Source organism: Aliagarivorans marinus DSM 23064, assembly GCF_000429485.1.
In the GTDB taxonomy this organism is placed as follows: Bacteria; Pseudomonadota; Gammaproteobacteria; order Enterobacterales; family Celerinatantimonadaceae; genus Aliagarivorans; species Aliagarivorans marinus.
Map to the genome: position 1 here is coordinate 54,248 of NZ_AUBY01000023.1, position 19,761 is coordinate 74,008.

17 protein-coding genes, 4 tRNA genes and 1 riboswitch are annotated in these 19,761 nt (G+C 55.2%); of the genes, 17 read left to right on the forward strand and 4 right to left on the reverse strand.

The features are described 5' to 3' along the window. Nucleotides 1–6: 6 nt before the first annotated feature. The 3 genes from thiC to G461_RS0111100 form a co-directional block, all read right to left on the reverse strand. Nucleotides 7–1,932, reverse strand: coding sequence for a phosphomethylpyrimidine synthase ThiC (gene thiC / locus G461_RS0111090; RefSeq protein ID WP_026971887.1), 1,926 nt, complete (start codon nt 1,930–1,932; stop codon nt 7–9). A 101-nt stretch (nt 1,933–2,033) separates the two neighbouring features. Then, nucleotides 2,034–2,149, reverse strand: a riboswitch (TPP riboswitch). A 77-nt stretch (nt 2,150–2,226) separates the two neighbouring features. Continuing rightward, nucleotides 2,227–3,162 (reverse strand): type 2 periplasmic-binding domain-containing protein, encoded by a 936-nt coding sequence (locus G461_RS23995; protein ID WP_051333512.1) that lies wholly within the window; start codon nt 3,160–3,162, stop codon nt 2,227–2,229. A 186-nt stretch (nt 3,163–3,348) separates the two neighbouring features. After that, entirely contained in the window at nt 3,349–4,248 is a 900-nt protein-coding gene (locus tag G461_RS0111100) for a 1,4-dihydroxy-2-naphthoate polyprenyltransferase (protein ID WP_026971888.1), read from the reverse strand. A 120-nt stretch (nt 4,249–4,368) separates the two neighbouring features. Here G461_RS0111100 and G461_RS0111105 point away from each other — a divergent pair, with 120 nt between their 5' ends. From G461_RS0111105 to G461_RS0111145, 9 genes are all read left to right on the forward strand, one after another. Next, nucleotides 4,369–5,688 carry an isochorismate synthase gene (locus G461_RS0111105; protein ID WP_035477818.1) on the forward strand — a complete coding sequence of 440 codons (1,320 nt, stop codon included), beginning with the start codon at nt 4,369–4,371 and terminating at the stop codon, nt 5,686–5,688. Then, on the forward strand, nt 5,681–7,408 hold the full coding sequence (gene menD / locus G461_RS24000; RefSeq protein ID WP_051333513.1) for a 2-succinyl-5-enolpyruvyl-6-hydroxy-3-cyclohexene-1-carboxylic-acid synthase: 1,728 nt from the start codon (nt 5,681–5,683) through the stop codon (nt 7,406–7,408). Before G461_RS0111105 ends, menD begins: the two co-directional genes overlap by 8 nt. Continuing rightward, complete coding sequence (gene menH / locus G461_RS0111115; protein WP_051333514.1) at nt 7,389–8,171, forward strand: 2-succinyl-6-hydroxy-2,4-cyclohexadiene-1-carboxylate synthase; 783 nt, start codon at nt 7,389–7,391, stop codon at nt 8,169–8,171. Before menD ends, menH begins: the two co-directional genes overlap by 20 nt. Nucleotides 8,172–8,185: 14 nt before the next feature. Next, a complete protein-coding gene (menB, locus tag G461_RS0111120; RefSeq protein WP_342664369.1) occupies nt 8,186–9,031 on the forward strand; it encodes a 1,4-dihydroxy-2-naphthoyl-CoA synthase in 846 nt (281 codons plus the stop codon). A gap of 22 nt (nt 9,032–9,053) precedes the next feature. Next, entirely contained in the window at nt 9,054–9,983 is a 930-nt protein-coding gene (menC, locus tag G461_RS24005) for an o-succinylbenzoate synthase (RefSeq protein WP_051333515.1), read from the forward strand. A gap of 318 nt (nt 9,984–10,301) precedes the next feature. Continuing rightward, nucleotides 10,302–11,291: a D-xylose ABC transporter substrate-binding protein gene (gene xylF / locus G461_RS0111130; protein WP_026971890.1), complete on the forward strand. Its 990-nt coding sequence runs from the start codon at nt 10,302–10,304 to the stop codon at nt 11,289–11,291. 69 nt (nt 11,292–11,360) lie between these two features. Further along, nucleotides 11,361–12,884: a xylose ABC transporter ATP-binding protein gene (locus tag G461_RS0111135; protein ID WP_035480081.1), complete on the forward strand. Its 1,524-nt coding sequence runs from the start codon at nt 11,361–11,363 to the stop codon at nt 12,882–12,884. A gap of 2 nt (nt 12,885–12,886) precedes the next feature. Further along, the gene (locus G461_RS0111140) at nt 12,887–14,065 is read left to right on the forward strand and encodes a sugar ABC transporter permease (RefSeq protein ID WP_051333516.1); all 1,179 of its coding nucleotides are present in this window, start codon (nt 12,887–12,889) and stop codon (nt 14,063–14,065) included. Nucleotides 14,066–14,144: 79 nt separating this feature from the next. Next, complete coding sequence (locus G461_RS0111145; RefSeq protein ID WP_026971893.1) at nt 14,145–14,603, forward strand: hypothetical protein; 459 nt, start codon at nt 14,145–14,147, stop codon at nt 14,601–14,603. Nucleotides 14,604–14,624: 21 nt separating this feature from the next. Here the strand turns inward: G461_RS0111145 and G461_RS0111150 are convergent, their stop codons facing one another. Continuing rightward, on the reverse strand, nt 14,625–15,320 hold the full coding sequence (locus G461_RS0111150; RefSeq protein ID WP_026971894.1) for a type 2 periplasmic-binding domain-containing protein: 696 nt from the start codon (nt 15,318–15,320) through the stop codon (nt 14,625–14,627). A gap of 317 nt (nt 15,321–15,637) precedes the next feature. Here G461_RS0111150 and coaA point away from each other — a divergent pair, with 317 nt between their 5' ends. The 8 genes from coaA to G461_RS0111190 form a co-directional block, all read left to right on the forward strand. After that, on the forward strand, nt 15,638–16,630 hold the full coding sequence (gene coaA / locus G461_RS0111155) for a type I pantothenate kinase (protein WP_084429155.1): 993 nt from the start codon (nt 15,638–15,640) through the stop codon (nt 16,628–16,630). After that, on the forward strand, nt 16,630–17,685 hold the full coding sequence (murB, locus tag G461_RS0111160) for a UDP-N-acetylmuramate dehydrogenase (RefSeq protein WP_026971896.1): 1,056 nt from the start codon (nt 16,630–16,632) through the stop codon (nt 17,683–17,685). Before coaA ends, murB begins: the two co-directional genes overlap by 1 nt. After that, nucleotides 17,685–18,647, forward strand: a complete 963-nt coding sequence (birA, locus tag G461_RS0111165) for a bifunctional biotin--[acetyl-CoA-carboxylase] ligase/biotin operon repressor BirA (protein ID WP_026971897.1) — start codon at nt 17,685–17,687, stop codon at nt 18,645–18,647. Before murB ends, birA begins: the two co-directional genes overlap by 1 nt. A 103-nt stretch (nt 18,648–18,750) precedes the next feature. Next, a tRNA-Thr gene (locus tag G461_RS0111170) sits at nt 18,751–18,826 on the forward strand. 38 nt (nt 18,827–18,864) lie between these two features. Continuing rightward, nucleotides 18,865–18,948: transfer RNA gene (locus tag G461_RS0111175), tRNA-Tyr, on the forward strand. A gap of 41 nt (nt 18,949–18,989) precedes the next feature. Beyond that, a tRNA-Gly gene (locus tag G461_RS0111180) sits at nt 18,990–19,064 on the forward strand. Between the two features lie 2 nt (nt 19,065–19,066). Then, nucleotides 19,067–19,142: transfer RNA gene (locus G461_RS0111185), tRNA-Thr, on the forward strand. A 98-nt stretch (nt 19,143–19,240) separates the two neighbouring features. Continuing rightward, a partial coding sequence (locus G461_RS0111190) for a GTP-binding protein (protein ID WP_026971898.1) occupies nt 19,241–19,761 on the forward strand: 521 nt, incomplete at its 3' end.

Genomic DNA, 19,761 nt, shown 5'->3' on the forward strand with positions numbered 1-19,761 from the left:
CTCCTGTTACTTCACTGGCGAGTGATAGATTTCACTGCCACTGGCGAGAAACTCTTGGGACTTCTCGGCCATACCTTGTTGGATTGCCTGCTGAGGCTGCAAATCTGCCAGCGGCTCGTCCAATAGTTTAATTTCCAGGTCGGCGGCATAATCGCGCACCTCCTGGGAGATTTTCATCGAGCAGAACTTCGGCCCGCACATCGAGCAGAAGTGTGCCACCTTAGCGCTCTCTTGCGGCAGCGTCTCATCGTGGTAGGCGCGGGCGGTGTCGGGGTCGAGCGCCAGATTGAACTGGTCTTCCCAGCGGAACTCAAAGCGCGCTTTACTCATGGCGTTATCGCGGATCTGCGCGCCGACGTGCCCTTTGGCCAAGTCGGCGGCGTGCGCGGCAATCTTGTAGGCAATCATACCCTGCTTTACGTCATCTTTGTTAGGTAAACCCAGATGCTCCTTCGGGGTCACATAACACAGCATGGCGCAGCCAAACCAGCCGATCATCGCCGCGCCAATACCGGAGGAGAAATGGTCGTAGCCGGGAGAGATGTCGGTTACCAACGGGCCCAAGGTGTAGAACGGCGCTTCATGGCACAGCTCCAGCTGCTTATCCATGTTCTCTTTGATCATCTGCATCGGGATATGCCCCGGGCCTTCGATGATCACTTGTACATCGTACTCCCAGGCGATCTTGGTCAGCTCACCGAGGGTTTGCAGCTCGGCAAATTGCGCCTCATCGTTGGCATCGGCGACCGAGCCTGGGCGCATGCCATCGCCCAGCGACAGCGAGACATCGTAGGCGGCACAGATCTCACAGATATCGCGGAAGTGCTCGTACAAAAAGCTTTCTTGGTGGTGGGCCAGACACCACTTGGCCATGATTGAGCCACCCCGGCTAACGATGCCGGTGGTGCGCTTGGCAGTCATTGGCACATAGCGCAGCAGCACCCCGGCGTGAATGGTGAAGTAATCAACCCCTTGTTCGGCCTGCTCAATCAGGGTGTCGCGGAACACCTCCCAGCTCAGGTCTTCGGCGATGCCGTTTACTTTTTCCAGCGCTTGGTAGATCGGCACGGTGCCAATCGGCACCGGCGAGTTGCGGATGATCCATTCACGGGTTTCGTGGATGTAGCGCCCGGTCGATAGGTCCATCACCGTATCAGCGCCCCAACGGCTGGCCCACACCAGCTTCTCCACCTCTTCCTCGATGGATGAACTCACCGAGGAGTTACCGATGTTGGCATTCACCTTCACCATAAAGTTGCGGCCAATGATCATCGGCTCGGCTTCCGGGTGGTTGATGTTACAGGGGATAATTGCGCGGCCCTTGGCCACTTCCTCGCGTACGAACTCCGGGGTGATCTGCTCGGGCAGGGCTGCGCCGAAGCTGTTGCCTTGTTGCTGCTGGGCCAGTAAGTCTTCGCGGATCTTCTCGCGCCCCATATTCTCGCGGATCGCGATGTATTCCATCTCTGGGGTAACGATGCCGGCGCGGGCATAGTGCAACTGAGTCACGGTCTTGCCCAGCTTGGCTTTACGTGGGGTTGGCAGGTGCTCGAAGCGGATATGATCGAGGCCTTCATCGGCCAAACGCTGCTGAGAGAAGTTAGAGCTCAGCGCGCTCAGCTGCTCGCAATCGCCACGCTCTTCGATCCAGGCTTGGCGCAGCTTGGGTAGGCCTTTGCGCACATCCAACTCGCAGCGCTCATCGGTGTAGATACCCGAGGTGTCGTAGACACGCACCGGCTCATTGGCCTCGAATTCAGGGTTCTCTTTGCTGCCACCCACTAAGCTGTCGCTTAGGTTAATCTGGCGCATGGCGACTTGGATATCATCGCGGCTGCCTTGAATGTATATCTTCTCGGAATTGGGAAAGGGTTGCCCCTGAAGGTTTTGGATGTAGCGTTCTGCGCTTGCGCGTTGTTCACGTCTTGACATGACTGGCCTCGGTTCCTTGTTTGCATTTTTAAATGACGATTAAAACAATGAGGCTTGTCGGATATAGAGAAGGAGAGCGATGGGGACTTGCTGTGTTGCCTATCACTCACGTTCTTGTTCCCTTCGCAGGTATTACCCTGAGCAGGTTGTGCGGATCCCGCGTTTCCGATTAAACGGAAGTTGCGATCTCAGCCTTACGGCACTCCGACAAGACCTGGGCAGTATAGCGGGCTTGGCGGCCTGCGAACAATAGTGGCTGGTCACAATCGCTTAACGAAATTTATTGCTGTGGCGCTAGTCGTGATGGCTGGCTTTCTGATAGCAGGGACTCTGCTGCTGTTGGCATTCATCCGGGTGGTACCAAAGCTCGGACTGAGACAGCAAGGCGGCGGTTTCTTCGCTGAGCAGCGGATTGCGTAGCTGAAACATCCGCCGCTGCGCCAGTCGACTCACTTCAAAGATGTAGTGGTTGCTGGGATGTTCGTAGAACAGCTGGAAGAAGCTGCCGTCTTCAAGGGCCAATCGCAGCCCGCGCTCCAGACGCGCTTGCAAGGCGTGGTTTTGCTTGTTGACGAAGAAGAATACCGGTGCGGGGTATTGCAACACCAGGTTGGGCTCCACCGCTAGCTGCTTATCGGCGTGGATGCGTATCTCTTCCCAAGGCTCATTCACACCGCGTGGGAAGTAGTCGAAACGCTCTGCCCGGAGCATGCCAAACAGGCCCTGATAGTTGCTGCCGGTGACCACCGGGATGCGGTTGGCCTGCAGGATCTCGGTATCTGGCCAGTCCTTGCCTTGTCCGGCCTTGAGCTGCTGTAAGTCTTCAACCTTGGTGATCTGCTCAAACAGTTGGCGGTCTTCTTCGCGAATGATAAACACCCGATGCCCTAGCAGCCCGCGTAGCAAGGGAATGCGTACCGGCAACAGTTGCTGTTCGCGCTCGGCAGAGGTCATGGTCCAGACCACATCCAGATAGCGGCCTTGCTCGAGGTTGGCTAGGGTGCGCTGTTGGGTCATCTTGCGCTCGTTGCTGACCAGCAGATAGGGGCCATCACTGTTCTCGGTCTTACGCAGGGCAAGCTCTAGCAGGGCGACAAAGTAGTCATCGCGGCGGTCGATATCGCGCGGAGACTGGTGATAGCGTACCAGCAACTCCTCCTCGGCAATCGCTATCGGAGAGAGATAAGGAGAGAGGCAAAGCGTAAGCAAGGCAGTAATCAGCAGCTTCATACGGTCTATTCACTGTTAACAGAACATCCCTATTCAAGGCTTACCATACGTCTTGCAGGGCGCTTTGTGTAATGGTTTATCTGCTAGAGTGGTGAATTTATGACAGTTAACTCAATTGCCTTGAAAGGCTCGACTGCAGGATTCAGCAGCCGAGCGGATTTATGAGCCGCGTGCGATAAGAGCAGCTTAGAAGGTGTGGGGAAGCAGCAGGCTAAAAAATAGCGCCAAGATAAAGCTGAACTTGGCAGTCTGCTTAAGCTGGCTGTCGAGCACGGCCGGGTCGTGACTGGTGATTACCACCTTAGCGACCTTAAGTGCTGGGATGGCGGGCAGCAAGAAGGCCCAAGCCAGCGAGCGCGGCTCGTGCAATAGCAAGTACGCGGCATAGGCCAACAGGCCCCCCAGCACTAAGGCCAAGTGATAGCGACGTGCGCAGGTTGGCCCTAAGCGCACCGCAAAGGTGTGTTTGCCAGCGGCTTTGTCCGGCTCCAGATCGCGCAGGTTATTGATGTTTAATACGGCGGTGGCGAGAAAGCCGTTGGCCGCTGCCAGCAGCCAAGCGCCCTCAGGCACGGTTAGCAGGTGCAGATAGGCGCAGCCCACCACGCCCAGCGCGCCAAAGAACAGAAATACGCTCAGATCGCCCAGCCCATAGTAGCCATAGGGGCGCTTGCCCATGGTGTAAGTCATCGCGGCGACTACCGCCAACGCGCCGAGCAGCATAAAGCTCAGCCAGGCTTCCCAATCTTTGCCCAGGGCAATGGTCAATAAACCGAGGCCGGAGATACACGACAGCACAGTGGTAAAGACGATCGCGCGGCGCATCTGTGGCTGGGTAATCAAGCCTGCTTGCAGGGCGCGCTCTGGGCCGACCCGGGTATGGTCATCCACGCCACTGACCGCATCGCCATAGTCGTTGGCCAGGTTAGAGAGGATCTGTAGCAGCAATGCGGTTAACAAGGCCAGCAGCGTCACCGGCCACAGCATATCGCCTTCACTGGCTGCCAAACTGGAGCCCAGTAAAATAGAGGCGCTAGCCAAGGGGAGGGTGCGCAGGCGTGCTGCATGGATCCAAGCTTTCAACATTTGCTATATCAGTCAGTTAAATAAAGCGGCTATTATTGCTCAGCATCAAGAAACCACCAAGCCTCTTTGTTAAGGTATGCCATACTTCCTAAGTGTTAACACGTTACAGAGATACAATTCGTGCTGCTGCCCCAAGATACTGTGAAATCGGTGGTGGCTCGCTTACGGCAATTGCCTCAGCAGGGTTACCAGCAACTTAGCCTAGCGCTGCCTGAGATGGATCTTCTCGCCTGGCTCAATCAACAAAACCATAATTTCCGTGGTTACTGGAAAAGTAAGCAAGGTGACGAAGTCGCCTGGCTTGGTGCTGCCGAATCGCTGAACGACCTTGAGCAGGTGCAAGCCACCATCGACGCTCTGGATACCAACGACCACTCGCTACGCTTCTATGGCGGTATTGCCTTTACTCGCCAGAGTGCCACTTGGCCGAGCTTTCCGCGCCGTCGCTTTGTGCTGCCGCGCATCGAGATCCGCCAGAAGCCGGGCAGCTGCGAGATGATCATCAATGCCAACTTCCGCAATCGCCCGGAGCACGAGTATCAGTGCATTACCGGCGAGCTGGAAGGGCTAGCGCGTATCCAGCCCTTGGCGGATATCCGCTGCGATGCCTTAAGCCGTATCGATCAGCCCTCGCGCGATCAGTGGCAGCATTTGGTTGATGAAGTCACCGGTGGCGATTTTCAGCAGCACACCGCCAAGGTGGTGCTCTCGCGGCAAACCACCATCGCGCTAAAAGGCACCCTCAACCCCTTTAGCCTGCTCAATCAATGGCAGCAGCGCGAGCAAGATTGCTACTCCTTCCTGTTCCAGTTTGACGGCTTGCGCAGCTTTGTTGGTTGTAGCCCCGAGCGCTTGTACGCGCGCTGCGACACCGAGCTGCTCAGTGAGGCGCTGGCGGGCACCGCGCCGCGCGGCCAGACGGTGCAGCAAGACTGCCAGCTAGGCTCACAACTGCTCAACGACCATAAAAACCAGTGGGAAAACCAGGTGGTGCTGGATGACCTCAGCCGTCGCCTGCAGGAGCTAAGTCTGCACGTTAACCCCGATGCCGAGCTGGAGCTGGTTAAGCTCAAGCACGTACAGCATCTTAAGCGCCGCATTACCGCGATGATTAGCCCCGAGCTGGATGACTTGTCGCTACTAGATGCGCTGCACCCGACGCCGGCGGTGGGCGGCATGCCGCGTAAATCGGCGATTCAGTACATCTTGCATCATGAGGGCTATGCCCGTGGCTGGTATACCGGTGCGGTAGGCTGGTTCAGTGGCGCGGCCAGCGAGTTTTCGGTGGCTATTCGTAGCGCACTGGTGCTGCCCGATCACGTTCACGCCTTTGCCGGAGCCGGTATTGTTGCCGGATCGCAAGCCGAGTTAGAATGGCAGGAGCTTAATCATAAGATTGCCACTATCCTCGAATTGCTGAACGGGAAAGCGCTTGCCTAATCCACCGACCCTGTTAAACCCTGATCAAGCCCATAACCTTAATGTGTTGTGGGCTGAACTGCTTATCGAAGAGTGTCTGCGCTGGGGCATTCGCGACTTTTGCATCGCCCCCGGCTCACGCTCGACCCCGCTAACCGTTGCGGTGGCGCGCCACCCTAAAGCCAATGCGCACTGCCATTTTGATGAGCGCGGCTTGGGCTTTTTCGCGCTGGGCATGGCTAAAACTCAGCAGCGCTGTGTGGCGCTTATCACCACCTCTGGCACCGCGGTCGCCAACCTTTATCCGGCCGTGATTGAAGCGCGCCAGACCGGGGTGCCGTTGTTACTGTTAACCGGCGACCGCCCGGTGGAGCTGCTCGATAGCGGTGCCAATCAAGCGATTATCCAGCAGCGGATTTTTGCCGGTTATCCGGTGTTCCAGGCGGTATTGCCCGAGCCGACCATAGTCATCAGCCCGACAATGTTACTGGGCAGCGTGGATAATGCGCTAGCTGCGCAGCAACAGAGCCCCGGTCCGGTGCACCTTAACTGCCCGTTCCGTGAGCCGTTCTATCCCGAGCAAAATCAACAGCATCTGGCCGATTATCTGGCGCCGCTCAGCAACTGGCTGAGCAGCGATCTGCCTTATACCCGTTATCCTAAGCCCGTTATCCAGATCGCCACTGAAGCGCGCTGGCAAGATTGGCAGCAACGTAAGGGCCTAGTGGTGGTGGGCCAACAAACACCAGCACAAGCGCAGATGATTCTGGCTTGGGCCGAGCAACTTGGCTGGCCAGTGGTGGCCGATGTACAAAGCCAGCTTCAGGGCCTACCCGGGGTTATCTCACAGGCTGAGCTGTTGGTGCGTCAGCCTGATATAGCCACGGCGCTTGAGCCTGAGCTGATAGTTCAATTCGGTGGCTTTTTAGTGGGCAAACGACTGCAGAGCTGGCTGGCAAGCAGCGATGCCGAATATTGGTATGTGGATGCGCTTAAGTTGCGCCACGACCCAAGTCATCGCTTGCAGCAGCGTTGGGTTTGCCGCGCGAGTGAATGGTTGGCAGCTCATCCGGCAAGTGCGCAACACAGCGACTATGCAGAGCTTTGGCGCGCCGCTTCGAGCAAGGTGCAGCCGCTTATCGATGCGGCCTTGCGTGAGGACTCTGAGCTTAGTGCTTGCGCGGAACTTGCCAAATCCTTGCCTGCGGCCAGCCAGTTGTTTATCGGCAACAGCATGCTGGTCAGGCTGTTCGAAGCGCTGGGCTGTAATATCTCGGCGGCCGAGGTGCAGTGCAATCGCGGCGCCTCCGGCATCGATGGCCTGATTGCCAGCGCGGCTGGACAAGCTGCAGCTAGCGGCCAGAGCACCACCCTGATCCTCGGCGATACCTCGGCCCTGCACGACCTAAACTCGCTGGCACTGGCTAAGCGCTATCGCTTGAATGTGCTGGTGGTGAACAACGATGGTGGTGAGATCTTTAAGTTGTTGCCCGGGCTGAATGACCCGCAACTCGCACAGGATTATTACCAGATGCCGCATCAGCTAGATTTTTCCGCCGCCGCGCAGCAGTTCAAGCTGGCTTACCGGCACAGCCAAACATTGGCTGAGTTTAGCCGCGACTATCAACAGCTACTGGCCGATGGTCAAGGCGGTGTCATTGAGCTGAGCTTTGCGCCCGGTGATGCCAGTCGCCGCTATCTGGAGCTAGGGAAGAGCATCGATGAGCAACTTGCACTTTAAGGTACAAGGCCAGCGCGGCCGCCCGTGTGTGGTGTTGCTGCATGGTTTTTTGGGCAGTGGCAACGACTGGCAACATACCCTGGCGGCGCTCAGCGAACGCTATTACTGTGTTGCTATCGACCTGCCCGGGCATGGCATGAGTGGTGAGCTGCAGCTTAAGCCGACCAAGGGCTTCAAGCACTTTCATCAGCTGCTGGTGGACTGCCTGCAGCGGCTGCATATCACCCAGTATTCCCTGCTCGGCTACAGCTTGGGCGGGCGCTTGGCGATGTACCATGCCTTGCAAAAGCCGAAAGGCTTGCAGTGTTTAATACTGGAGTCGTGCCATTCCGGCTTGGACGATCACCGCCAGCAGCAAGCGCGCCTAAGCCACGACGCCAAGTGGGCTGAGCGTTGGCAGCATGAGCCGCGTGAGCAGGTCTTACAGGCGTGGTACAGCCAAGAGGTGTTTCACTCACTGAGTGAGGCGCAGCGTGACAGCCTGGTCACCAAGCGCCTCAGCCAAAACCCGCAAGGTCTGGCAGCCATGTTGGATGCCACCAGTTTAGGTCGTCAGGACGACTTTCTGAGCGGCTTGGCTACACTAAAGATCCCGATGTCGCTGATCACCGGAAGCGATGACCGGAAGTTTTGCCGTTTGGCCCAGCAAATGTGCCAAGCGGTGCCACAGCTAGCGTGGCATATGATTCAAGGGGCCGGTCACAATGTGCACATCGACCAGCCCGACGCGTTTAATCAGCAGTTACTCGACTGCCTCAACTGAAAATGAAGAGAACCATGAGCGATATCTTTAACTCTCCTGTCGACTGGCAAGATGTCAGCGCCGACTTCGAAGACGTGCGTTACCACAAATCAGCCTGTGGCATTGCCAAGATCACCATCAACCGCCCGCAGGTTCGCAACGCCTTCCGCCCGAAAACCGTGCAGGAGATGATCATTGCACTGGATGATGCTCGTCGCGACCCTGACGTGGGCAGCATCGTGCTGACCGGGGAAGGCGATCTGGCCTTCTGTTCTGGCGGCGACCAAAAAGTGCGTGGCGACTACGGCGGCTACCAAGACTCAGAAGGGACTCACCACCTCAACGTGCTGGACTTCCAACGCCAAATCCGTACCTGTCCTAAGCCAGTTGTGGCGATGGTCGCGGGCTACGCCATCGGCGGTGGTCATGTACTGCACATGCTGTGTGACCTAACCATTGCTGCTGAGAACGCCAAGTTTGGCCAAACCGGACCGAAGGTTGGCTCGTTCGACGGCGGCTGGGGTGCCAGCTATATGGCGCGCTTGGTTGGTCAGAAGAAGGCCCGTGAGATCTGGTTCCTGTGTCGTCAGTACGGCGCGCAAGAAGCGCTGGATATGGGCCTGGTAAACACCGTTGTGCCACTTGAGCAACTGGAAAGCGAAACCGTTCAGTGGTGTCGCGAGATGATGCAGAACAGCCCAATGGCGCTACGCTGCCTGAAAGCGGCGCTGAATGCTGACTGTGACGGCCAAGCCGGTCTGCAAGAGTTGGCAGGTAATGCCACCATGCTGTTCTACATGACCGAAGAAGGTCAGGAAGGACGCAATGCCTTTAACGAGAAGCGCGAACCGGACTTCAGCAAGTTCAAGCGTAACCCTTAATCGTTAAGTGACGAGGCTGAGCATGGACGCGCTCTGGAACCAGGCAACTATTTATCGACAGCAGCTGCCCTTTCGCCAAACCATGCAGTTTGGCGAGCATCGGGTGGCGCTGCGTGAGAGCCTGATTCTGGAGCTGGCGCTAAGCGATGGCCGCACCGGGGTAGGGGAGATCGCGCCTCTGCCCGGGTTTAGCCAAGAGTCGCTGGAACAAGCGACGCAACAACTCTACAGCTACCTGCAAGGCTCGTTGCAGCAGCCCTTATTTCCCAGTGTTGCCTTTGGCCTCGATTGCGCACTAACCGGTCCGGTGCCGGATGTGGCGCTGAGCCAGGATTGCCCGCTGCTGGGCATTGACGCCTCCCGCGACCAACGGGTGCTGCAAGACAAGCAGCTGCAGTTGGCCAAGTTTAAAGCCGCTCGGCAAACGCCCGATCAAGATATCGAACAGATCCAAGCACTGCTTATCGCCAACCCCAAGCTGCGACTGCGACTCGATGCTAACCGCGGCTGGAGCTGGGAGCAGGCCGTAAAGGTGTTAGACAACATCGATGTGGAGCGGATTGACTATATCGAAGAGCCGCTGCAAAGCAGCGAGTTATGCCCAATGCTGGCCGAGCGCTGCCAAGTAGGGATTGCCCTCGATGAAAGCCTGCAACGGGCCAGTTATCGCTATCACTACTTTCCGGGCCTCAAAGCCTTGGTGATTAAGCCCTCCTTGGTGGGCGGTTGGCAGTACATTAGCTCCTTGATAAGCCAAGCGAACCAAGATGGGGTGGTCACGACCTTTAGCTCAGCCTATGAGAGTGAGCTGGGGCTTCGCTGGATCCAAACCCTGTCACAGCGCTACAGCCCGCAGCAAACTCCCGGCTTAGATACACTGGCAGCATTTGCCACAAGCGACCCGCAACGGGAGGTGATTGCTGAGTTTAGCCATCCAGTTACACCCCGTTAGCCTGCCTGCATCGACATAAAGCTCATCGGTGTTTGCGCATTTTTCTCTTTATCCCCTGACTACTCCTGCGTGCACGCGTACAAGCATATCGCGCATTTTTCCAGCAAACCTTCCTACTTTTTTCCTATGAAACTGCTTGCATCACACTATTTGCCTTGGTGATCCAAATAGGCTGAGAACGTTTTCTTAATTTGCACTGGGTCACTTTTTATTCGAGACGCAAAATATATAGTCAATCGGGAGTGGAGCAGAGCACGGTCGAATAACAAGTGCTCGCTGGCGCTCCAGGACAATCCTACAACCCAAGGAACTGAAGAGATGAAAAAACTGATTACCCTACTGTGCTCAGCTCTGGTCTGCCTATCTGGTGCAGCTTTCGCCGAAGTGAAAATCGGCATGGCGATCGATGACCTACGTTTGGAGCGCTGGCAGAAAGACCGTGACTTCTTCGTGGCGAAAGCGGAAGAGCTTGGTGCAAAAGTATTTGTTCAATCGTCGAACAGTAATGAGCAGGCGCAAATCTCCCAAATTGAGAACATGATCTCCCGCGGTGTCGATGTGCTGGTGATTATTCCTTACAACGGTCAGGTACTGGCGAACGTGATTGCTGAAGCCAAGGCCGAAGGCATCAAGGTTCTGGCCTATGACCGTTTGATTAACAACGCCGAGATCGATTTCTACCTGTCGTTCGATAACGAGCGTGTCGGTGAGCTGCAAGCGCAAGCGCTGGTGGAGCGTCGTGACAGCGGTAAGTTCTTCCTGATGGGCGGCTCGCCAGTTGATAACAACGCGCACCTGTTCCGCAAAGGCCAGATGAATGTGATTCAGCCGCTGGTTGATGCTGGCCAAGTGCAGATCGTTGGTGACCAGTGGGCCGAAGGCTGGGCTGCTGAGAACGCACTGAAGATCATGGAAAACGCCCTGACTGCTAACGACAACGATATCGATGTTGTGGTTGCATCAAACGACTCTACTGCTGGTGGCGCTATCCAGGCGCTGGATGCACAAGGTCTGGCTGGCAAGGTGCTGATCTCCGGTCAGGATGCTGACCTGGCAGCGATTCGCCGGGTTGTTGCTGGCACCCAAACCATGACCATCTACAAGCCGATTCAGATGCTGGCGACTACCGCTGCAGAAATCGCGGTTGAGCTAGGTGCTGGCAATCAGCCTGAAACCAATTCATCGCTGAACAATGGCCTGAAAGATGTACCCGCCTATCTGTTAACGCCGATTGCTGTGGATAAAGACAACGTCGAGGCCACCGTGATTGCCGATGGCTTCCACAAGAAAGAAGACGTGTACCAGTAACAATAAGCAAATCATCAGGGGGCAGGTTACTGCCCTTTGTTTTAAGGATAGGGCTTATAAGGAGTGAACATGTCGACCGCAAGCCTACTCAATATGTCGGGGATCGTGAAAAAGTTCTCCGGTGTGATTGCCCTGAACGGCGTTAATTTCAATCTGGAAAAAGGGGAAGTAGTCTCACTTTGCGGGGAAAATGGATCGGGTAAATCCACCTTAATGAAAGTGCTAACCGGGGTGCATCCTTTCGGTAGCTATGAAGGTGATATCTATTATAAGGGCGAGCTGCTTCAATCGCGCAACATCGGCGATAGTGAAGAGAAAGGCATCGCGATTATTCACCAGGAGCTGACCCTGGTAAAAGAGCTGTCAATCCTAGAAAATATTTTCCTCGGTGCTGAGATCAGCCGCCACGGCGTGCTAGACCACAGCGCAATGTACAAACAAACCAAAGCATTACTTACTCGGGTTAAACTCGAAGTTGATCCCGATACTCCCGTCCGCACCCTTGGCGTGGGCCAGCAGCAGCTGGTCGAGATTGCCAAAGCCTTGTCTAAAAATGCGGAAATTCTGGTTCTCGACGAGCCTAGCGCACCACTGACCGAGTCAGAGACTGAAGTGCTGCTGGCCATTGTTAAACAACTGCGCAGTGAAGGCGTAAGTTGTGTCTATATCTCCCACAAACTCAATGAAGTGAAAGAGATCTCCGATCGTATCTGCGTGATCCGCGATGGCGAGCATATTGGCACCCAAGATGCCAAGCAGATGACCACCGATGACATCATCTCAATGATGGTGGGGCGCGAGCTCAAGGAGCTGTTCCCGCGCGAAGAGCACGACATTGGTGAGCCCATCCTCAAGGTAGGTCCGGTTACTGCCAAGATCAGCAAGGCCGCCAACCTCTATCAAGTTAGAGATGTCAGCTTTGAGCTGCGTAAGGGCGAGATCCTTGGTGTGGCAGGCTTGGTGGGCTCGGGCCGTACCGAGTTGATGCAGTGTATCTACGGCAGCTACAACGGGGTGTATCAGTGCCCGATTGAGTTGAACGGGCAAAGCATCAAGATCCGCAACCCGGAGCAGGCGCTCTCCCAAGGGATCGCCATGGTGCCGGAAGACCGCAAGCGCCACGGGATTGTGCCGATTATGGGCGTGGGGCAGAACATCACCCTGGCGGGGCTATCGATGTTCGCAGGCCTGGGTCAGGCACTCGATGAGTCGGCGGAAAACCGCGCGATTAAGGAGTCGATTGCACGCCTTAAGGTGAAAACCGCCGGACAGGAGTTGGCGATTAAGAGCCTTAGTGGGGGGAATCAGCAAAAAGCCATCCTTGCCAAGTTCTTACTGCTGGAGCCGGGGATCTTGATTCTCGATGAGCCGACTCGAGGCATCGATGTGGGTGCCAAGTACGAAATCTACAAGCTGATGTTCGAGCTGGTGAAGCAGGGGATCAGCATCATCATGGTCTCATCTGAGCTGCCCGAAGTACTTGGGATCAGCGACCGCGTTTTAGTAATGCACGAAGGCAAGCTCAAGGGGGTTCTGGAGAACCAAGGCTTGACCCAAGAGCAAGTAATGGACTGTGCATTAGCCGAGGAATAACTATGACTACTCAACAAACCACAATTAGCGCGAACAGCCAGGGAGCCAGCGTGTTAAACCAACTCAAACAAATCAAGCTGCAAGTGCTGGTGATGTTTGCGGCCATCGCGGTGATTATGCTGTTCTTTTACTTTGCCACCGATGGCAGCTACCTGACGCCCCGTAACGTATCCAACCTGCTGCGCCAAACCGCCATCACCGGCATCCTGGCGATTGGTATGGTGTATGTGATTATCTCGGCCGAGATTGACCTGTCGGTGGGCTCGATGATGGGCTTGCTCGGCGGTGCGGCTGCGATAATGGATGTATGGTGGGGGCTGCCGCTGCCGCTAACAGTTGTATTGACCCTTACTGCCGGCTTCCTGCTTGGCCTGTGGAATGGCTGGTGGGTGGCCTACCGCAAGGTGCCTTCTTTCATTGTGACCCTGGCGGGCCTGCTGGCCTTCCGTGGGATCTTGGTGGGGATTACCGGTGGTAGCACCGTGGCGCCAACCTCACCAGAGATGAGCCTGATTGGCCAGAGCTACCTGCCGAATATGTTTTCGATGATTGCCAGCATCGGTGCGCTTAGCCTGTTCTTTGTATGGCAGCAGCGTCTGCGCAAGCAGCGTGAGGCCCATGGCCTGAGCAACCCGGCGATGACCAGCGATGTCTTGAAGTTTGGAGCGATTGCCATCTTCGCACTGGGGCTGGTGTTCCTGCTTAACGACTACCGCGGTGTACCCTTCCCGGTATTGCTGTTGGTGGTACTGATGTTGATCGCTGCCTTTATTGGTAAGAAGACTGCATTTGGTCGTCGTATCTACGCCATCGGTGGCAACATCGAAGCGGCGCGTTTGTCGGGCATTAACGTGGAAGCCACCAAGCTCAAGGTGTTTGCGATTAATGGCCTGCTGGTGGGTATGGCGGGTCTGATTCTGGCCTCTCGCTTGGGCGCGGGTTCACCATCGGCCGGTAATATTGCAGAGCTAGATGCGATTGCTGCCTGTGTTATCGGTGGTACCAGCTTGGCCGGTGGTGTGGGTACCGTATTTGGTGCGGTATTGGGCGCCTTCATTATGGCTAGCCTGGATAATGGCATGAGCATGATGGACGTTCCGACCTACTGGCAATCGATCATTAAAGGCAGCATCTTGCTGTTGGCTGTTTGGATGGACGTCGCCAGTAAGAAGCGCGCTTAAACAGTAATTTAACGATAGTTGCCATTCAATACTGCCTCCTGTTCGCTGGTCTATACTTCGGCGAGCAGGAGGTTTTTGCATGTTTGAAGCACACGGCAGCTATCGCTTAGAGCTGTTTAACGACGTATTAGTATTGAGTGCCGTAGGTGCATGGAATAGCCAACTGGCAAGGGAATTTGTCGACGCACTACAGAGTTTTGAATCCCAGTTACCCGAGCGTTGGGCGCACGTGGTGTTGCTGGAAGATTGGGAACTATTAACATCCGATGCGGAAGAGCTGATCTATCCCACCCTAAAGTGGGTGGAAGACAAGGGGCTGTGCCATACCGCCCATGTTTACAGCTTCTCGCCCCTCAAACGCTATCTTCTTGAACGCATGATCCCCAGCGGGGAGCGCAGCCATAGGAAGCAGGATTTTCCCAGCATCCAGCTGGCCTGTGACTGGCTGGTTGAACAAGGCTACCAGAGCGCTGGGGAGATCCCGCAGCAACTGGTGGATATACCCGCGTTTACCCGGCATCTGCGCAAGCAAGCCTAACTTTGACCCTAACCTTGTCAGCTAGTTCGCAGCGCTGGGAGGGGTAACGAACAGTTGCTGCTCGCATTTAGGGTTGTAGAACACCCCAACCCTAGCGGTTAGCAAGCTGGTTTGTGCTAGTGCTATTTCACGCTGTTGCTGATCACTAAAGCCATAGGTTTGCAAGCTGGTGCTGTCTCCCATGGCATAGTCAACTCGCCCTCGCAGTAGCATTCGGAGTCCTTGCGCCACGCTGTTTACTTCAACCAAGCGTAGCTGGGCATCGATCAACTGCTGTTGAAACGGACCTACTTGGCGGTTGCGCATCACTGCAACCCGGTAGCCCGCCAGCTCAGATAAGTCCTGCCAGCTGTCCGGTGTCATATCATCGATACGACGATACAATCCAATTGCCACCTCTTCATCGGCGAGCGACAGGAAGCGAGCATCTTCCAGTAGCGGCTTGGCGGGATAAAACGACAGGCACCACTGGCCACTGGTCAACTCATGCACCGCCCGCGCCGGGGGAAGGAATTCAGGCTTAGGGGTGAGCTTAAAATGCTGCTCGGCGTACTCGCTTAGCAAAGCAAAAGCGTGACCGTAGTCGTCGCGATACTGAGTGGTCAATGGCGGATACTCCAAGACAATGACTTCATCATTCTCTAGCGCCGCTGCGTAATCACTGGGCATGATAACTGCCAGCGCAAACGCTAAAAGTGCTGTTAATAAGTGTTTCACGGGGCTGGTCCTTAGCAAGTTGCTAGTCAGTGTAGACCTAAACCAATCCACATAAGTAACTGCTCATTCTTGCTGGTTAAAATCATTGATGACAGCGTCAACGCTTTTGTAATTAGCCCACTAGTTACGGCAAGCGTTTCCTCGTCCTCGATGATTTTTCCTTCGCAATACCTGACCACTTACTTATCCGGATTGGTATTAGTGATGGATACGGAGAAGCGTGTCAAACAGATGGCTAAACGGGTAGATATAGCTCAGATAGTGGAGTGGCAACCGCTTTTTCGATAAGCTTTAGCGGCTATTTATAGGAAGGAAGCATGTTTATTAACGCCGAACATACAGCCGAACACTTAACTGACGACGCGCTTGAGTCAAAAAGCGAACAGCTGCGCTATCACCATTTCGAGCGTTCGGAATGGGCCAAGCTTCGTCAGTCGGTACCGATGACGCTCACCGAGAGTGACTTGGAGCGGATCCGCGGTATTAACGAAGCGCTCTCCTTGCAGCAGGTGTCTGATATCTACCTGCCGCTATCCCGCCTGCTCAACCTTTATGTGAAAGCACGTCAGGATAGACGTAAGGTAATTGGTGACTTCTTAGGGCGACCCAAGCACCTTCCTTATATTATCGGTGTGTCTGGTAGTGTGGCGGGGGGCAAAAGTACCACCTCACGGATCTTGCAGGCCTTGCTGCAGCGCTGGCCGGAGCACCCGAAGGTCGACATTGTCACAACCGATGGCTTCTTGTATCCCAATGCTGAACTTGAGCGACGCGGCCTGATGCAGCGCAAGGGCTTCCCCGAGAGCTACGATAAGCGACGCCTGCTGGAGTTCGTGGCGGCGCTAAAAAGCGGCGAGCGCAATGTATCCGCACCGGTCTACTCCCACTTTGTTTACGACATCCTACCGGGCGAGGAGGCGGTGGTCGATCAACCGGACATCTTGATTCTGGAAGGCTTGAATGTGCTGCAAAGTGAGTGCGATCAGCCTTGTCATCAGGTGCGCCGTCCTTTTGTTTCCGACTATGTGGATTTCTCCATCTTTGTGGATGCCGATGTCGAGCTGCTAGAGAACTGGTATGTCGAGCGCTTCTTGAAGCTGCGCGCCAGTGCGTTTAGAGACCGTGGTGCCTACTTCCATCACTATGCATCACTGGACCGAGATGAAGCGGTGGATATCGCCACCGATATCTGGGGTCGTATCAACAAAGTTAATCTGCTGCAAAATATTTTGCCCACGCGTGAGCGCGCAGATCTGATCCTGGAAAAAGGCCGCAACCATGAAGTGAGCAGCGTAAGGTTAAGAAAGTAATGAGTGAGTTTTCCCCTCAACGCGATGTGGCGCTGGATGCATTAAACAGTTTTGGCCTGAATGCCCGCGCCGACTTCTTCTTCGAACTTAACGATAAGGCGCAGTTGCCCGGGCTGTTTGCCTGGCTACAGCAACACTCGCTGCCTTTGTTGCTGCTTGGTGAAGGCTCAAATGTTCTCCTCACCGATGACTTTAGGGGCTTGGTGTTGAGTAACCGCCTGAAAGGGATCGAGGTAGAGGAAACCGACGAGCAGGTGATCCTCGATGTCGCCGCCGGTGAGAACTGGCACGAGTTAGTGCAGTGGTGCTTGGCGAACAGCTACTATGGTCTGGAGAACCTGGCCTTGATCCCCGGAAATGTTGGCGCCGCGCCAGTGCAAAACATTGGCGCTTACGGCGTTGAGATTGCCCAGCGTTGCCTGGCAGTGGAGTACTTCGATCTCGAGACCGGTCAATTGCAGTGGTTGAGTGAAGCCGATTGCAAGTTTGGCTATCGCGATAGCATCTTCAAGCATGCCCTGAAAGGCCGCGCATTGATCACCCAAGTGCGCCTCGCGCTTCCCCAAAGCTGGGAGCCGGTAGTGAGCTATGGACCGCTGGCCAAGCTCGGTGACGATGTCGATGCCGAGCAGATCTTCGACGCCGTGGTAGCGACCCGCTCCGCCAAGCTGCCTGACCCTTCGCAATTAGGGAACGCTGGCAGCTTCTTTAAGAACCCGGTGGTTGAGCAAGCCAAGTTAGACGCCTTGTTGGCGGCTCACCCTGAGTTGCCGCATTATCCTGCGGCCCAACAGCGCTACAAGCTAGCGGCGGGCTGGCTTATCGATTCGCTCGGCCTGAAAGGCTTTCAACTCGGTGGCGCGGCGGTACACAAAGACCAAGCCTTGGTATTAGTAAATACCGGTGGTGCGGTGGCTGCAGATATCTTGGCGCTGTGTCAGCATGTGCGCCAGCGGGTGTGGGCGCACTATGGGGTCGAGCTTGAGCCGGAAGTGCGCTTTATCGGTGAGCGTGGTGAGGTTCACTACAGCGAATTGGTGGAGTCGTTGAGCTAATGCGCCACAATAAGTTTGCGGTGCTGGAACAGCTGTTGGCGGGCGATTATTGCTCAGGCGAGGCCCTCGCCCAGCAGCTGGGAGTGAGCCGCACCTCCATTGCCAACTATATTAAGCAGCTACAAAAGCTCGGGCTGGATATCTACAAGGTAAAAGGGCGCGGCTATCGACTGGCCCAGCCATTATCGCTGCTTGATATCGATGCCCTGCAGTACGCCTTTCCCAGACAAAAAATCGTGCGCCTCGATGAGGTGGACTCTACCAATGCTTGGATCCAACGTAACCTGAAACACTGTCGCCATGGCCAAGTGGTGCTGGCGGAGTATCAAAGCGCTGGCAAAGGGCGTCGTGGACGGCAATGGCAAACCCCGTTTGCCGGGCAGTTGGCGATGTCGCTGCTGTGGGAGTTCGACAAGGGTATTGAGGCGATGTCGGGCCTGAGCCTGGCGGTTGGTCTGGCAGTGGTGGAAACCTTAAGCAAGCTCGGCCATCAAGACCTGTCGCTAAAATGGCCCAACGATATCTATCAGGGCGGCCGCAAACTCGGCGGTATCTTGATTGAGCTGCAAGGCCACGTGGATGGCTTGCTGCAGATGGTGGTGGGGCTGGGCATTAACGTCCATGTTGAAGAAAGTCACGCCGCACAGATTGATCAACCCTTTACCCAACTGCAACACCAGGAGCTGCTCGACCGTAATGAGCTGGCACAAGCGTTAATCACTGCACTAAATCGCATCTATATCGACTTCGACCATGATGGTTTTGCCCCCTTGGTTGCGCGTTGGCAGCAATTTGATGCCTTCTGCGACCAAAAAGTGAATTTGTTGTTCTCCAATGAGCGGGTTGAACGCGGAATTGCCCGTGGAATCGACGAGCAAGGGGCGCTATTACTGGAGCAAGATGGCAAGATTAAGCGCTTTTTTGGTGGGGAAGTGTCCTTAAGAGCGGCAAAATCTAGCTGATTTGACTGAAAAATGCGCGCTTGGACTAGAAAGCGTATTTTTTTTAGTGAAGGCAGTTGCAATCGCCAAACCCATTACATAGAATTCGCAGCACTTAAGCGATGCCGGCTTAGCTCAGTTGGTAGAGCAACTGACTTGTAATCAGTAGGTCGCCAGTTCGACTCCGGCAGTCGGCACCATTGCTTAAGTAGGCCAACCTCGTTCTGCGAGGTTCCGTGGGGGGGTTCCCGAGTGGCCAAAGGGAGCAGATTGTAAATCTGCCGCGAAAGCTTCGATGGTTCGAATCCGTCCCCCCCCACCACTTTTTCAGGTAATAGGTAGTCTTGGCATAAAGGTTATAACGCGGGCATCGTATAATGGCTATTACCTCAGCCTTCCAAGCTGATGATGCGGGTTCGATTCCCGCTGCCCGCTCCAGTGCTGATATAGCTCAGTTGGTAGAGCGCACCCTTGGTAAGGGTGAGGTCGGCAGTTCAAATCTGCCTATCAGCACCAGTCTTTCCCCAATATCTCCCTGTTACCTTTTTACCGTTCGGTAAACAAAAAACCAATGGTGCACTTTGTACCAACGACTTTGATTTAGAGGGACGATTATGTCTAAAGAAAAATTTGAACGTTCGAAACCGCACGTAAACGTTGGTACTATTGGCCACGTTGACCACGGTAAAACTACTCTGACTGCAGCAATCACCAACGTACTGGCTAAGACCTACGGCGGTGAAGCGAAAGACTTCGCACAAATCGATAATGCTCCAGAAGAGCGTGAGCGTGGTATTACCATCTCAACCTCGCACGTTGAATACGACACTCCTACTCGCCACTACGCGCACGTAGACTGTCCAGGACACGCTGACTACGTTAAAAACATGATTACCGGTGCTGCTCAAATGGACGGCGCGATTCTGGTAGTAGCAGCGACTGACGGCCCAATGCCACAAACTCGTGAGCACATCCTGCTGTCTCGTCAGGTTGGCGTACCTTTCATCATCGTATTCATGAACAAGTGTGACATGGTAGATGACGAAGAGCTGCTAGAGCTGGTAGAGATGGAAGTTCGTGAACTGCTGTCTGAGTACGAATTCCCAGGTGATGACCTGCCAGTAATCCAAGGTTC

Coding starts and splice junctions, on each gene's coding strand:
- menB (WP_342664369.1), top strand. CDS start 8,186: ATGAGCGATATCTTTAACTCTCCTGTCGACTGGCAAGATGTCAGCGCC.
- birA (WP_026971897.1), top strand. CDS start 17,685: ATGCGCCACAATAAGTTTGCGGTGCTGGAACAGCTGTTGGCGGGCGAT.
- xylF (WP_026971890.1), top strand. CDS start 10,302: ATGAAAAAACTGATTACCCTACTGTGCTCAGCTCTGGTCTGCCTATCT.
- menH (WP_051333514.1), top strand. CDS start 7,389: ATGAGCAACTTGCACTTTAAGGTACAAGGCCAGCGCGGCCGCCCGTGT.
- thiC (WP_026971887.1), bottom strand. CDS start 1,932: ATGTCAAGACGTGAACAACGCGCAAGCGCAGAACGCTACATCCAAAAC.
- G461_RS0111100 (WP_026971888.1), bottom strand. CDS start 4,248: ATGTTGAAAGCTTGGATCCATGCAGCACGCCTGCGCACCCTCCCCTTG.
- G461_RS0111140 (WP_051333516.1), top strand. CDS start 12,887: ATGACTACTCAACAAACCACAATTAGCGCGAACAGCCAGGGAGCCAGC.
- G461_RS23995 (WP_051333512.1), bottom strand. CDS start 3,162: ATGAAGCTGCTGATTACTGCCTTGCTTACGCTTTGCCTCTCTCCTTAT.
- menC (WP_051333515.1), top strand. CDS start 9,054: ATGGACGCGCTCTGGAACCAGGCAACTATTTATCGACAGCAGCTGCCC.
- murB (WP_026971896.1), top strand. CDS start 16,630: ATGAGTGAGTTTTCCCCTCAACGCGATGTGGCGCTGGATGCATTAAAC.
- coaA (WP_084429155.1), top strand. CDS start 15,638: ATGTTTATTAACGCCGAACATACAGCCGAACACTTAACTGACGACGCG.
- G461_RS0111135 (WP_035480081.1), top strand. CDS start 11,361: ATGTCGACCGCAAGCCTACTCAATATGTCGGGGATCGTGAAAAAGTTC.
- G461_RS0111145 (WP_026971893.1), top strand. CDS start 14,145: ATGTTTGAAGCACACGGCAGCTATCGCTTAGAGCTGTTTAACGACGTA.